The sequence below is a fragment of the Devosia sp. 1566 genome (genome assembly GCF_004005995.1).
Classification (GTDB): domain Bacteria; phylum Pseudomonadota; class Alphaproteobacteria; order Rhizobiales; family Devosiaceae; genus Devosia.
The window spans coordinates 71,880-86,124 of record NZ_CP034767.1; the positions used below are offsets into that span (position 1 = coordinate 71,880).

The 14,245-nt window shown below is 62.5% G+C and carries 12 protein-coding genes; 6 read left to right on the forward strand and 6 right to left on the reverse strand.

Annotated elements, in window-relative coordinates; translation table 11 throughout:
* Window positions 1–50 precede the first annotated feature (50 nt).
* Window positions 51–1,076, reverse strand: coding sequence for a LacI family DNA-binding transcriptional regulator (locus ELX51_RS00300; RefSeq protein WP_282567569.1), 1,026 nt, complete (start codon window positions 1,074–1,076; stop codon window positions 51–53).
* Between the two features lie 252 nt (window positions 1,077–1,328).
* On the opposite strand from ELX51_RS00300, the gene ELX51_RS00305 reads away from it, so the two are divergent.
* From ELX51_RS00305 to ELX51_RS00315, 3 genes are all read left to right on the forward strand, one after another.
* Window positions 1,329–2,870 carry a sugar ABC transporter ATP-binding protein gene (locus ELX51_RS00305; protein ID WP_127751637.1) on the forward strand — a complete coding sequence of 514 codons (1,542 nt, stop codon included), beginning with the start codon at window positions 1,329–1,331 and terminating at the stop codon, window positions 2,868–2,870.
* Complete coding sequence (locus tag ELX51_RS00310; protein ID WP_127751638.1) at window positions 2,851–3,876, forward strand: ABC transporter permease; 1,026 nt, start codon at window positions 2,851–2,853, stop codon at window positions 3,874–3,876. Before ELX51_RS00305 ends, ELX51_RS00310 begins: the two co-directional genes overlap by 20 nt.
* A 69-nt stretch (window positions 3,877–3,945) precedes the next feature.
* Window positions 3,946–4,893, forward strand: coding sequence for a substrate-binding domain-containing protein (locus ELX51_RS00315; RefSeq protein WP_127751639.1), 948 nt, complete (start codon window positions 3,946–3,948; stop codon window positions 4,891–4,893).
* 91 nt (window positions 4,894–4,984) lie between these two features.
* Here ELX51_RS00315 and ELX51_RS00320 read toward each other — a convergent pair whose 3' ends face one another.
* Window positions 4,985–5,461: a MarR family transcriptional regulator gene (locus ELX51_RS00320; protein WP_127751640.1), complete on the reverse strand. Its 477-nt coding sequence runs from the start codon at window positions 5,459–5,461 to the stop codon at window positions 4,985–4,987.
* Window positions 5,462–5,580: 119 nt separating this feature from the next.
* Here ELX51_RS00320 and ELX51_RS00325 point away from each other — a divergent pair, with 119 nt between their 5' ends.
* Both ELX51_RS00325 and ELX51_RS00330 read left to right on the forward strand, forming a co-directional pair.
* Entirely contained in the window at window positions 5,581–6,495 is a 915-nt protein-coding gene (locus ELX51_RS00325) for an alpha/beta hydrolase (RefSeq protein WP_127751641.1), read from the forward strand.
* A gap of 111 nt (window positions 6,496–6,606) precedes the next feature.
* Window positions 6,607–7,809, forward strand: coding sequence for an MFS transporter (locus tag ELX51_RS00330; RefSeq protein WP_127751642.1), 1,203 nt, complete (start codon window positions 6,607–6,609; stop codon window positions 7,807–7,809).
* Window positions 7,810–8,034: 225 nt separating this feature from the next.
* Here ELX51_RS00330 and ELX51_RS00335 read toward each other — a convergent pair whose 3' ends face one another.
* The 4 genes from ELX51_RS00335 to ELX51_RS00350 form a co-directional block, all read right to left on the reverse strand.
* Window positions 8,035–9,546: an alpha/beta fold hydrolase gene (locus ELX51_RS00335; RefSeq protein ID WP_127751643.1), complete on the reverse strand. Its 1,512-nt coding sequence runs from the start codon at window positions 9,544–9,546 to the stop codon at window positions 8,035–8,037.
* A 79-nt stretch (window positions 9,547–9,625) separates the two neighbouring features.
* Complete coding sequence (locus tag ELX51_RS00340; RefSeq protein WP_127751644.1) at window positions 9,626–10,162, reverse strand: hypothetical protein; 537 nt, start codon at window positions 10,160–10,162, stop codon at window positions 9,626–9,628.
* Window positions 10,159–11,157 (reverse strand): hypothetical protein, encoded by a 999-nt coding sequence (locus ELX51_RS00345; RefSeq protein ID WP_127751645.1) that lies wholly within the window; start codon window positions 11,155–11,157, stop codon window positions 10,159–10,161. Before ELX51_RS00345 ends, ELX51_RS00340 begins: the two co-directional genes overlap by 4 nt.
* On the reverse strand, window positions 11,154–12,830 hold the full coding sequence (locus ELX51_RS00350) for an alpha/beta-hydrolase family protein (protein WP_127751646.1): 1,677 nt from the start codon (window positions 12,828–12,830) through the stop codon (window positions 11,154–11,156). The genes ELX51_RS00345 and ELX51_RS00350 overlap by 4 nt, the downstream gene beginning before the upstream one ends.
* Before the next feature lie 402 nt (window positions 12,831–13,232).
* Here ELX51_RS00350 and ELX51_RS00355 point away from each other — a divergent pair, with 402 nt between their 5' ends.
* The gene (locus ELX51_RS00355) at window positions 13,233–13,934 is read left to right on the forward strand and encodes a DUF1236 domain-containing protein (protein WP_248305203.1); all 702 of its coding nucleotides are present in this window, start codon (window positions 13,233–13,235) and stop codon (window positions 13,932–13,934) included.
* Window positions 13,935–14,245: the final 311 nt, after the last annotated feature.

The following is a 14,245-nucleotide window of genomic DNA, read 5'->3' on the forward strand; positions in this document are numbered from 1 at the left end:
CGGCGCGTCGGACCCTGGGCAAGGGGGAAGTGGCGGAGGGGGTGTCGCGGTCAGCCGCTCGCCAGCCGCGCCACCGAGCTGCGCACCACTAGTTCCGCGCGCAACAGGATATTGGTGGATTTGGGCTGCTCGTCGGCCAGCAGGGTCAGCAGCAATTCCATCGCCGCTTCCCCGATCCGGTGCCGGGGCTGCTTCATCGTCGTCAGCGACGGGCTGACAAAGCTGGCAAAGGAAATATCGTCGAACCCCATCACCGAAAACTGCCGCGGCAGTTCATAGCGGCGCGTGTTGAGCGCGATGATGACCCCGAGGGCCGTTGCATCATTGACGCAGAAAAACGCGCTGGGCAGCGCATCGCGCACAAACATCAGCTCGGCGGCGGCGCGTCCGCTTTCCGTCGTGCCATCGCCATCGAGGATCAGCCGCGGATCGATGCGGATGCCGGCCCCTTCAAGGGCCGCGCGATAGCCCGCTTCGCGCAAGCGGTTAATCTCCCGGCTGCTGGAATGGCCGATAAAGGCGATGCGCCGGTGCCCCTGCGAAATCAGGTGCTCGGTGGCGACGCGGGCGCCCTCGACATTGTCGACCCCGACAAAGGGAATGCTTTGCCCCGTCACCGGCTCGTTAACGGCGACGGTCGGGGGCAGGCGGGTTTCGCCGCGATCCTGCCCGAAGCCGAACGGCAGGTGGCCGGTAAAGAGGATCAATCCATCCGCCTGGTTGGAGCTGATGAACCGGAGATAATCGGTTTCCCGGCTCGGATCGTTCTGGGTATTGCCGATCAGTACCCCATAGCCGCGCTTGCTGGCTTCAGTCTCGAGACCCACGAGGATGTTGGAGAAATTGGGGTCGCCCACATCGGGGGCAAGGATCAGGATCATGTTGGAGCGCCGCATGCGCAGCGAGCGCGCCAGGGCATTGGTGGTGTAGCCGGTGCGGGCAACGGCTTCGGCGACCTTGCGGCGGGTGGCGTCGGCGACTTTGGTCGGCTCGTTGATGGCGCGGCTGACGGTGGCGATCGACACCCCGGCCATGGCCGCAACATCTTCAATGGTCGCCAGCTTTTGCTGCTGCACTCCGCCCCGCTCCGCCCTCCGCGCCGCTCGGTTGCGCTGCAACCGGCTTACGCCCAGACAAGTGTCATTTGCGCGATCAATCAGTGCGCCTGTGCCCCTTAGCAGAGGTCGACCCAGGCGGCACGCTCTACCACTCCCCCATAGCAGTTATGCACCTGTGTAAACCTTTACATCAATCCTGAAAACCTTTACACCGGCACTCAAGCAGAGAGCCGCACAGTAAGTGCGCCATGCTTGGGGGAGGGCGGCAGCATGATCGATGCGCAAGACGCAAATGCGTCCCCGATCTTGTCGGCCCACCGCATTTCCAAGTCCTTTGGCGATATTCCGGTGCTGTTCAGCATCGATTTCGACATCAGGCCCGGCGAGGTTCACGCCATTATCGGCGAGAATGGCGCGGGCAAGTCGACGCTGATCAAGATCCTCTCCGGTATCGAGCAGCCGACCTCGGGCACCATCACCTATCAGGGGCAAACCGTGGTCTTGCCACCCGATGGGCAGGCGGCGGCCATGGGCATCGTGGTGATCCACCAGGAATTGCTGCTGGCCGAACATTTGAGCGTCGCCGACTCCATTTTCCTCGGGCGCGAATTGCGCCGCGGCCCATTCTTGCAGCTCAAGCAGATGCGCGAGCAGACCCGGGCCATCCTCGACACGCTCCATGTCCATATCGACCCCGATGCGCGCATCAACACGCTCTCCGTCGCCGACAAGCAGATGGTGGAAATCGCCAAGGCGATCAGCCGCGATGCGCGCGTCATCATCATGGACGAGCCGACCGCCGTGCTGTCGGTTGGCGAAACCCAGACCTTTTTCGAGCAGATCCGCCGCCTCACCGCCAAGGGCGTGGCGGTGATCTTCATCTCCCACAAGCTCGAAGAAATCATGGAGCTCGCCGACCGGGTAACGGTGCTGCGCGACGGGCAGCTGATCGCGACGGTCGGTACCGAGAACCTGACGCCCGATTCCATCGCCCAGATGATGGTGGGGCGCGAACTCTCCAATCTTTATCCGCCCAAGCACGAGCCTGATGTGGATGGCGAAGTCGTGCTTTCCGTGCGCGATCTCGCCGCGCCCGGGGTCTCGGGCATCTCCTTCGAGCTGCGGCGCGGGGAAATCCTCGGCTTTGCCGGGCTGATCGGTTCGGGCCGCACCGCGGTGGCGGAAGCCATTGTCGGGCTCACGCGCAAAACTGCCGGCACCCTAGAGGTGCATGGCGCTCCCGCCGATTTCCCGGATCTCGCGAGCTCGCTCGATGCCCGGCTGGCCTATATGACCAAGGACCGCAAGGGGCGGGGGCTGCTGCTCAATGCCGGCCTGCAGCCCAATCTCACATTGCTCACGCTCAAGAAGCACCTGCGCCACGGCTTTCTCGACGGGCGCAGCGAAGCGCAGGCGCTCGAGCGCGCGGTGCGGCGCTTTGATGTGCGCGCGCGCGATCCGTCGGTGCCGGTGGGCAAGCTGTCGGGCGGCAATCAGCAAAAGCTGATGCTGGGCAAGACCATGGAAAGCGAACCCGACATCATCATCATGGATGAGCCCACGCGCGGTATCGATGTGGGCACCAAACAGCAAATCTATCACATCATCGCGGCGCTGGCCGCCGAGGGCAAGGCGATCATCGTCATCTCCTCGGAAATGCAGGAAGTCATCGGCCTTTCGCACCGTGTCGTCGTCATGCGCAACGGGCGCATGGCCGGGGTGCTGGAAGGCGCTGAGATCACCGAGGCCGAGATCATGCGTTACGCGGCCGGCATCAAGCTGGGGGTGGAAAATGAGCGTGTCAGTGCCTGAAACCACAAGCAAGCCGGCCAAAAGCTTCAAAATCGATCTCAAGATCCTGGGGCCGCTGCTGGCGCTGATCCTGCTGATCATTCTCGGCTATAGCCTCAACCCGCTGTTTCTGGGCGAGGGCAATGTCACCAATCTGCTGACCCGCTCCGCCTTTATCGGCATCATCGCGGTGGGCGCGACCTTTGTGATCACGGCCGGCGGCATCGATCTGTCCGTGGGCTCCATGGCCGCCTTTATCGCCGGCATGATGATCATCATCATGAACTCGGCCGTCGACAGCATGGGCGCCTCAATCTGGACCGTGCTGCTGGGGGTGGGTTGCTCGCTGATTCTCGGGCTGGGGGCCGGTTTCATCAACGGCTTTTTAACCACCAAGGCCAAGATCGAAGCCTTCATCGTCACCCTGGGCACGATGGGCATCTACCGCTCGCTCGTGACCTATTTCGCCGATGGCGGCACCCTCTCGCTCAATAGCGGCGCGCGCGAAATCTACCGGCCGGTTTATTACGACAGCTTCCTGCGCATACCCTACCCGGTCTGGGTGTTCATTATCGTCGCGGTGGTCGGCTGGATCCTGATGAACCGCACGGCATTTGGCCGCTATTGCATGGCCATCGGCTCCAACGAGCAGGTGGCGCGCTATTCCGCCATCAAGGTCGATCGCGTGCGCACCTGGACCTATGTGCTGCAGGGCCTTTGCGTATCGCTCGCCACCATCATCTATGTGCCCCGCCTCGGCTCGGCCTCCTCCGCCACCGGCGTCTTGTGGGAGCTCGAGGCCATTGCGGCCGTGATCATCGGCGGCACCATGCTCAAGGGCGGCTACGGGCGCATCGGGGGCACGGTGATCGGCGCGCTGATCCTCACGGCCATCGGCAATATCCTCAACCTCACCGATATCATCTCCAACTACCTCAACGGGGCCGTGCAGGGGGTGATCATCGTGGCGGCCGTCTACCTGCAGCGCGGCAGCTTCAAGCGCGCCATCCGCAAAAAGGCCGAATAGCGAAATTTCCCAGCCCAACAGGGCGGGGCAAAACCGGCGCACAACGCGCCACACAAGGGAGGACTACCCATGTCTATCAAGGCATTGACCCTGGCTCTGGCCGCGACCACGGCTCTGGCGGCCCCATCGCTCGCCCAGGACCAGGTCAAGATCGGCGTTTCCATTCCGGCGGCCACCCATGGCTGGACCGGCGGGCTCAACTACCATGCCAATGAAGCCGAAAAGCGCCTCGAAGCGCTGTATCCCAATCTCGACATCACCATCGTGACCGCCGACAGCCCCGCCGATCAGGCCGGCGATATCGAGGACATGACCTCGGTGCAGCAGATCGACGCCCTTGTCGTGCTGCCCTTTGAATCCGATCCGCTGGTCGAGCCGGTGCGCCAGGCCAAGGAAGCGGGTGCCTTCATCACCGTGGTCGATCGTGGCCTGCCCGACGAAACCATCCAGGACGTTTATGTCGCCGGCAACAACACCGAGCTGGGCGCCACTTCGGCCGAATATTTCAAGACCCGGCTGGGCGAGGGCGACAACATCGTCATCCTGCGCGGCATCCCGACCGTGATCGATACCGAACGGTTCGACGCCTTCATGGCTGGTATCGAAGGCTCGGGCATCACTGTGCTCGACAACCAGTTCGCCAACTGGAACCGCGATGACGGCTTTGAAGTGATGCAGGACTTCCTGTCGCGCTTCCCCGATATCGATGGCGTCTGGGCGCAGGACGACGACATCGCCATGGGCGTGGTGGAAGCCGTGCGCCAGGCGGGCCGTGAGGGCGATATGTTCATCGTCGGCGGCGCCGGGATGAAGGACGTGATCAAGGGCATCATGGATGGGGACGAGTTGATCCCGGTTGATGTGCTTTATCCACCCGCGATGATCGCCACCGCCATGGACGTGACCGTCGCCAATTTCATGTCCAACGCGCCGGTGCAGGGGCAATATATCCTGAGCGCGCCGCTCGTGACCCAGGATAATGCCGAGCAGTTCTACTTCCCCGACAGCCCGTTCTGATTTTCCGAAGCAGTCTCAAGATTGTGGGGCGCTTCAGAGGCGCCCCATTTTGCTGAATCAAGCGCCGCTTAGCGGCCGGCAGCTTCTCTGGTCAAGCTTCGCCGATGTCAGAGACAATCTGCCCCGGGGCAGCGAGATCGATCGGTTGGGGGCCCAGAAGGGCAACGAGGCTGCCTTCCAGCCTCGACAGTTCATCGGCGCCGATCTGGCTTGCCCATCTTGCGCGCAGTTCTTCAAAGATCGCCTCGCCTTCACGCATCACGCCGTATCCCGCTGGGGTGACTTGCACGAGTTTGCGCCGCGCGTCCGCAGGATCGTCGGCCCGGGTGAGATAGCCGCGCTCCTCCAGCAGGGCAATGGTCTTTGCCGCTGCCTGCTTGCTCACCCCTAGTCGGCGGCCCAGATCTGAAGCGTTGGAAGCGCCAGCCGCAATGGCGCGCATGGCAAAGTCATGGGCCGGACGCACATCCTCGTAGCCGCGTCGCGCCAGTTCCGCAGTGGCCGCATCGGCCAGGAAGCGAAAGCCGCCAAGAAGCAGAAGTGCAAGATCAGCGCCGGTCCGTGCCATAGCCGGAACCTACAAGTAGGCGCGGACGATGACAACCAGGTTGCCGAACCCTAGACAACGACAACTCGGTTGTCTATGTTGGCGAGGAAAGACAACAAGGTTGTCTACCAGAGGTCGACATGGACTTTTCTCCCGTGAGCTCAACCAATGCCGCATTCAGCCACCAACTGGTGAGATCTGACGGCACCGACATCCATTATGTGTCAGCAGGTACGGCGGGATCGCCAATCCTGCTGGTTCACGGTTTTCCGGAAACCTGGTGGGCGTTCCACAAGCTCTTGCCTCTCCTCGCCGAGCATCATCGGGTCTTTGCCGTCGACCTGCGCGGTTTTGGCGGCTCCCGCGGGGCGATGCAGGATTACGACAGCAGAGCGGTGGCCGAGGATCTACACCGGCTGGTGGCTCACCTCGATGTTGGCCCCGTGCATCTGAGCGGGCAAGACATTGCTGGCGCCGGCGTTTTCCGGCTTGCTGCGACCTATCCGGAGCAAGTCGCGAGTTTCACCGGCATTGAAATGGGCTTGGCTGGATTTGGCCTTGAGGCGCTTGCTGATGTTACCCTTCACCCTGGCTCCTGGCATATCGGCGTGCTGGCCGCTCCGAAAATCCCCCAGCTGTTGCTGGCTGGGCGAGAAGAGGCATTCCTCCGGTTCATGTTCAGCTCGATGTCCGCTGCCGCCGAGGCCGTGTCGGACGCCGACCTTGCCGAATTCGCCCGCAGCTATTCCCGTCCGGGCGCCTGGGAAGGTGCCGCCAAACTCTACCGATCCATGCTGCGCGAAGGCGCAGATATTCGTGCCATTGCCCAAGATAAGGCTTTGACAATGCCCGTGCTCGCGGTGGGCGCGGGTGGTGGCGAGTTCACCGCCACGACCATGGCCAAGGTCAGTGCGGGCACCGTGCGATCAGTTCTTCTCGATGGAGTAGGGCACTACCCGGCTCTTGAAGCGCCGGAGCGGTTGGCCCAGGCGATGCTGGCTTTTGTTGCCGAAGTTGATGCCAGCAGGGGGGATATTGCCAGCGCTCATTCGTGATGCTGCTTTCAGCAGCAGCTCGAAAGGCCCTGACTGAACACAGGCAAGGACAGTCACGGGCTAACATGTTACGAGGAAGAGAGCATCCTCCCGCCGCCCGGACCTTCCAAAGTGAATCTCACCGCCAGCTCGTCAGTGACCCATCTCGCCGGCAAGACCACGCTGCCCATCATCATTGCGGTAAGTGTTTGCCACCTCATCAACGATGTCATGCAGTCCATGCTCTCGGCGATCTATCCATTGCTCAAGGTCAACTATCAACTGGACTACATCCAGATCGGGTCGCTGACGCTGACCTTTCAATGCGTAGCGTCGCTGCTGCAGCCGGCAATCGGCATGTATACCGACAAACGCCCGTTGCCCTATTCCCTGCCCGTCGGGATGGCGGCGAGCCTATTGGGTCTGATCATCCTCGGCATGGCACAGACATACTGGTTGTTGCTGATCGGTGCCGCATTCGTGGGACTAGGCTCGGCGATCTTTCATCCTGAATCCAGCCGAGTCGCCCGCCTGGCTTCAGGCGGCCGGCATGGTTTGGCCCAATCGATGTTCCAGGTTGGTGGCAATGCCGGCTCGGCCATCGGGCCATTGCTGGCCGCTTTCATCGTGCTGCCGCGCGGGCAGTGGAGCATCAGCCTGTTCGCTGCCGGCGCCCTGGTGGGTATATTCATTTTGTGGCGGGTGGGCAATTGGTATGCCGAGCACCAGCGCAGCAATGCTGGCAAGGCGCCCGCAAGCAAGTCGTTGATGTTCGATCACCGCACCACCATGATTGCGCTGACCGTGCTGACGGTTCTGACCCTGACCAAGAATGCCTACACCGCCAGCCTATCGAGCTATTACACCTTCTTTCTCATCGACAAATTCCAGGTCGGGGTGCAGGACGCGCAGTTGCTGCTGTTCGTTTATCTCGGTGCTTCGGCTGTCGGCGTATTCCTCGGCGGACCGATCGGGGACCGGTTCGGGGCCAAGTTCGTAATCTGGTTTTCAATCCTGGGGGTGCTGCCGTTCACGCTTGCGCTGCCCTATGCCGACATGACCTGGACCGTGATCCTCACCATCATCATCGGGCTGGTGTTTTCCTCGGCCTTTTCCGCCATTGTGGTCTTTGCGCAGGAGTTGATGCCGGGCCGCGTTGGGTTGATCGCGGGCATCTTTTTTGGCTTCGCGTTCGGCGCTGGCGGGATCGCTGCGGCGGCACTGGGTGCCGTCGCGGATTTCACCAGCATCCAGCACGTCTTCGGGCTCTGCTCCTTCCTGCCACTCGCCGGCTTGCTGACGGTGTTCCTGCCCGATATGGGCAAGGTCAGGTAGCTGGCGGGGGCGCCAGGTGGACAGGTTTGGGCCGGAGCTTCAGGAAGGCGAATGGCCGAAATCAAATCTGTCGTCCACCGGGATGCCGACCCTGGCTCTCAACCCTGCGGGTTACTTGGCCCGCCAGATACGTATTGGCTGGACGTCGGGATGGGCAGTCGGCCAATTTCGGGCAAACTGGTCAGTTCCTAGGTTACGTCGCCCGCCCGGACCACTCGCGCTCATTCATTCTTGCGCCTCTTGGATCATGTCCGCGAGCAAAGAATAAATGAGGTCGGTATTGCCAAAGATCTCCTGCGGATTAATCAGGTCGTGCGGCAGGTGGTTGGAGAACTCCAGCCGTTCGGTTGAGACGTCCGGGTCCCGCGCGCGCCACAGATTGACCAATTGGTCGGTCAACTGGTTGTTGACGGCAACATCGGCCTCGTTGAGCACCACCGAGATGCGCGCGACTGCGGGTGGCTCCCGCGCGGCATCATGCATCACCGCCTCGCCCAGCCGCATCACCTGGGCCAAGGTGTGGGTCGATGGACGAGGGAACACATAGTCGGTCTGTGGGGCGGTCACCGGCGCCAGCGGATTGATCCAGAACATCATGTTGGGCAACAACAGGAGCAGGTTGGTCGCCGCCGTGTTGGCCCAGGGCGGCACGATATAGGGGCCAAGAAAGGGCGATACCGGGACGGCCAGGCGAATGTCGGATCGGTGCTGTGCCGCCCAGGTGACGATCGTACCTCCGGCGGATAGACCGACAACCACCACGTTATCACCCAGCCCCTGCGCCAGATCGGTTGAGCTATTAGCCAGATCCACCAGGTGCTCGGCGGTGAGAGCGGCCAGGGAAACGGTGTCGGGATCGGCCTCGCCATGGCCGAACATGCGGGGCAGATACACATTGTAGCCCAATGCAAAGACCGAGCGCGCCAGCGCCTCGCCCTGGGCGGGGCAACTGGTAAGGCCATGGAAAAAGACCACGGCAATGGTGGTCTTGCGGCCATGGGTGAGGAGTTGGGAGGAGCAGCGCTTATGAAGCGCCAGTTCGCCTTCCGCCCCCCGCACCGCGTAAAAGGCCGCGAATGCCTCTTCATAGCTTTGCGCCGGCGCGGTGGGTGATGGCCTTGCGCTTAATCCCTGCACCGGCACAGGGGTCAGGGAGAGAATGACAAAGGAGCCGGTCAGGCCGACAGCAAGGATCAGGGCGCCGACCCGGGCTGCCCGACGAAGACGCCGGGAAAGCGTCCTGACAGGCCGTGACGGGCGATTTCGCGCCGCGTCGTGCGGCCTGATGAAGGCAATCAGCGCCCAGGCCAAAATTCCGCCCGCCAGCCCCAGCGCCATCGCGGCGGCAAAGCCCGTGGTCATCAGGCCAAGCCCCGCAACCCAAACCACCCACTGGATGCCGCCGGTGGCCGGAGTGTCGGACACCGCCATTTGGTTGAAGCCGAGAACGACCGGATAGGACAGGGTTGCCGCCAGAATGCCCGCTGCAGCGCCGGCGAGCGGGGAAACCCTCGTCCAACTAGGCATCAATAGCCACCAAACCAACCAGCCGCAAAGGAACACCCCGGCAAACAGCACCGGCCAGGGCACGCTCCCCGCACTGTTGGGAACGGCTCCCCCCATGTTGAGCCCGAGCAAGGGCGCCAGCCCCAAGGCTAAAAGGGCGAAAAGCAGTCCGGCGGCAAGGGTCCAGGGGAGGTACCAAGCGGTGCGGCGTTGAGGAGCGTCTGTTGGCATCAATTGGCTCCCCTCCCGATGCAGGCAGGCAAGGCGGGGCCCATCCTGAACAGTGCTGCTATGGTGCCCGCGCCCAAGCTCATTTGCTATCGACCGCGATCATGTCGAGCAGGATTGGGTAGACAATGCTCACCGCGCCATGCGGTTCGCGGGGGTCGATCACATCATGGGGCAAGCCGTCCGCCTGGGGCAGGAATCGCAAGTCCACTGTTCGTCCATCCTCGCGCCACTGCGCCACCAGCTGCCGGGCCTGTGCGTTATTGACCGAGTGATCTGCCTCGTTGAGGAGAAAACCGATGCCCTGCGCAGCGGGTGCTTCCCATCCCGCCTGGGCGGCAGTGATCCGCCCCAGGCGCATCAATTCGGCCACGGCGCGGGTAGCAAAGCGTGGATAAACATAGGGCATGCGGGGGGAGCTATAGGGCGTTTCGGGGTTCCACCAGAGCATCATATTGGGCAAGAGGAGGAGCAGGTTCGTTGCGGCCTGCGTCGCCCAAGGCGGCAAGAAGGCCGGCCCAAGAAAGGGCGCCACCGAGATCGCACCCGCCAGGGTGCTGTCGTTCTGTGTCTCGAAGGTGGTGATCGTTCCCCCTGCCGAAAGGCCGGTGATGATCACCTCGTCGCCCAGACCCTGCGCGAGAGCAATGGCAACTCGGCTGTATCGACGAAGTCTTCGGCGGTGACACTGGCCAATGCCAAGGTGAGCGGATCGGCTTCGCCATGTCCCGGCAGGCGGGGTACGAGGACGTTATAGCCAAGGCCAAAGAGCCGGGAAGCCAGTTCGTCGCCTTGGGCCGGGCAACTGGTCAAGCCGTGGAAATAGATCACGACCCCCGCGACCTTGTCCCCATGCGTTTGCAACTGCGAGCGGCATTCCGGCCGCAGCGGCAGAGTGGCTTCCTGCGCCTGGATGACGGCAAAGCCGGCCAGGGCCTGCGCATAGCTTTCAGCCGGGCGAGGGGGCGTGCTTGCGGCGAGCTGAGGGGTGGGCAGGACGGTCAACCCGACAAACACGGCAACCAGTGAGACCACTGCGAAGGCGGCGCAGAAGACCAGGCCTCGAAACATCCGCTGCAACAGGCCCACTTCACGCTTCCCTGCGCGCGACGGCCGCGCGAGGTCAGCGGCAAAGCGGCGCTGCAGGAAGGCCATCAGCATGCCTGTCAGTGCCAGCGCGATGGTAGAAGCAAAGCCGGTGGTGACCAAGCCGAATGCGGACTGAACCAGAACATAGCCGAGTTGGCGCAGCAGGGACGCAAGGTCTGCGGCCAGGCGCGCGTCCGAATGGAGGAACTCGGCCAGCAACAGCACGGCAGGATAGGAGAAGCAGGCCACCAGCACGCCCGCGACAGCGCCCCTGACCAAGCTGACCTGGCTCCGCCAAATAACAAGCAGCCACCAGACTACGGAGCCACAAAGGAAGACACCGAGGAGAATATTGGCGACGGTGATTTCGCCGCTATTGCCCAAGGCTGCCGGGTTAATCCGCAACTGGGCGGAGGCGCTCGCGAGCAAGGCGGTTACAGCAAAGGCGAGGCCAGCAAGGAGGCTCCAGAGCCAGCGCTGTGCCGCCAAAGGGCGGGCAGAATTCTTTTCCACGCCCGTGCTCATGGCTTGCCTGCCGGATAGGAGGCCATGCGTTCCTTGAGCTCGGCAATGCTGGCATCGTTCCAGCCGCGCGGGTCGACGAGGGCGCGCCAGGCATCGATGTAATCATCGATGGCGTAGTTGTGGCCATAGCCGATCGGGGAGGTCTGGGCGAGAGCCATATCCATGCCCAGTTGCAGCCAGGTGACCAGGGGATACCAGGTCAGGGCCGAGGACACCCCCGGGCCGCGCTGGCCGATCATCCAGGCCGGTTCGGTGCGATAGCTCGACCATTCGAAAAAGACGATGGGGTCGCTTGGATATTGCAGAAAGGCGATCCGCAGCGGTCCCCAAGGGGTGCCAGGGTCGCCCAATTCTGCGCCGCGATTGGCAAAGCGGACCGTCGATGCATTACCAAAGCGGGGCCGCCATTCGGGGGAGCCGGGATCGCGATTGGCGGTGGCATAGCCCCAGATGGAACTGGTGAAAGGCGGGCCTGCCCAAAGTGCACCATTATAGGGGTCGGCAAACAGGTCAAGGATCTGCGCCGAGGCCTGGGAGCTATTGGCCCCAAGGCTGAGGCCGTTGAGATAAAGCCTTGGCCGAGTATCGCGGGGTAGCTTGGTCCAGTATTGATAAACGATGGAAAACAGGGCCTGGGCCGCCTCTGTGCCGTATTCAGGTTGAACCACCAGGGAAAGCGGGCTGGTGAGATAGGAATATTGCAGCGCAACGCTGGCGACGTCCCCCGCCATTAGATATTCCAGGCTATCAATGCTGGGCGGATCCACCCAGCCCGTGCCGACCGGCATGATGACAACGAGCACGGACCGGTCGAACGCACCCACTCGAAGCATTTCCTCCAATGCGAGGCGGGCGCGCTCTTCAAGGGTCGCAGCCGAGCGCAGGCCGACATAGACACGCAGTGGCTGTTCGGCAGGCCGCCCGATCATGGCGGCGATAGCAGACTGGCTGGGGCCCGACTGCACATAAACCCGGCCATCCCGCCCGATCGTGTTCCAGGCCACGAGCGAAGCGGCGCTGCCTGACTGGAGCGTATTGGCGGGTGGCTCGCCAAACTGGCCCGCGACCTGGTCAAGCTGCTCAAAGAAGCGGTCCGCCGAAGCGAGGGCAAAGCGCAGCAGCACGCCATTGAACAGCACGGCGGTGACCACGCTTACAAAGGTGATACCCAAGAGGAGCGCCACCCGACGTGGCACATAGCGCTTCATCCGCCGCGCCACGGCCTGGACACTGTGGACAAGGAGGGTGCCCAGGGTAACCAGCACAACGGCGGGCAGCAGCGCTACCAGCACCACCTGAAACGGGTGGCCGCGATGCACGGGTGGCTCGCCCATGGCTGCGCGCACCGAGTTTTGCCAGGGCACGATCTGCACCAGGCTGTAAAGGACCAATGCGGCGCAAAGCACGGCGACAAGGAAGCTGACAAGGCGCGTATAGGCGCCAAAAGGGCGGCCGAGCTCGATATAGTCCCACAGCCACTGCAGCGTCGCGCCAATGGCATAGCCGAAGGCAAAGGTGGTGCCCGAAAGCAGGCCTTGAATTGGGGGTGTTCTGGGCAGCAGCGAAGGGGTTAGCGACAAGCAGAACAGGATCACCCCAACCACAAGACCTGCTCGGGACAGATTGCGATCGATCAGGGGCAGCAGCGAGGTCGCCCGCAGGGCTTTTTCCATGGCGTCATCCCTCCACTTGCGACCCCGCTCATGGTACCTGATGGATTGTTCCTTGCCGTCCAGATGTGATTGGCCAGCTGCGGCCGGTCAATGAATGGCTTCAAAGCGGGTGAACAGGGGTAGTGTTTGTGTCCGGCAGAATTGCTCGACCGTGGATAGAAATTTTAGCGTAATTGCTTCGCCTCAAGCTAAGCAATCGGAAGCTCAAGCCGATGTGCGCCGCAGGTAGCCGCAGAATGGGGGCCGGTCGCTGGCCCGCGTGGCACCTTCAGCCGCACTGGTGGCGCTGGTTGGATGACAATACCCTTACACGCAACCGGAGAGATTTTCAGAAATCTTTCAAGCACTTAGTGGAACGATCGGGCTGTGCAAGGGTTGGGTTGTGCAAACAAGAGAACCACAATGAACAAGCTCCTCACTTTCATGACCGCTGCCACTCTGGCGACCACCGCCTTTGCTGGCATCGCTTCGGCGCAGAGCCCGACATCAACAGCCACGACCACAGCCACAGCTGCAACGGATCTCACCATCCGCTCCGGTCCCGGGCCGCAATATGCGTCAGTAGGCTTCATTGCCGCTGGGGAGAGCGCGACGGTGGGTGGTTGTCTGCAGGGCAGCAAGTGGTGCCAGGTCAGCTATGATGGTGCCACTGGCTGGTCCTATTCGGATTATCTTACGGCCGATCTTTCGGGCGAAGCTGTGGTGCTGACGGAGCGTTACTCCGATGTGGGCCTTGCGACCGTCACCTATGAGGATGAAGGTGCTGCTCCCGGCGGCGCGGCAGCTGGTGCAACCAGCGGTGCTATCGTTGGCGCCCTTATCGGCGGCCCTATCGGCGCGGCCATTGGTGGTGTTGTCGGTGCGGCAAGCGGCGCCACCGCCGGTGCAGTGATCGATCCGCCGGAAGTCGCTCGCACCTACATCACCTCCAACCCCCAGGAGTCAGTTTATCTGGATGGGGAGGTCGTGATCGGCGCCGGTGTTCCTGAGACGGTGACCCTGCAGGCTATCCCTGAATACACGGAATACCAGTACGTCTACATCAACGGCCAGCCCGTTCTGGTTGACCCCGCCACCCGGCAGATCGTCTACGTCGTTCGCTGATCACGCGCCGGCTGGTTCAGATAACCGGCCGGCTTCCTCTCGACTGCGCTGCCTCTCTTTTCACCTCTGGTGGTGTGTTGAACTGCTCGGGGCCGTCGCAGACTGCGGGTAAGCGGCTCAAGCGCTACTGCCTATGCGGGTTGAAAACCCAGGGGCCGCGCGGTTCCTGGTCCCGCGAATTTCAGATGCGGCAGGCGAGACCATGCGGCTTTCCCGCTACCCGAGGCCCGCTCCGAACTTGCCTGCGGCTTTGCTTTCCAACTTAAGAACAGGGCCGACCCGCGAGCGCGTTGAGACGTAAGTGTCTTCCC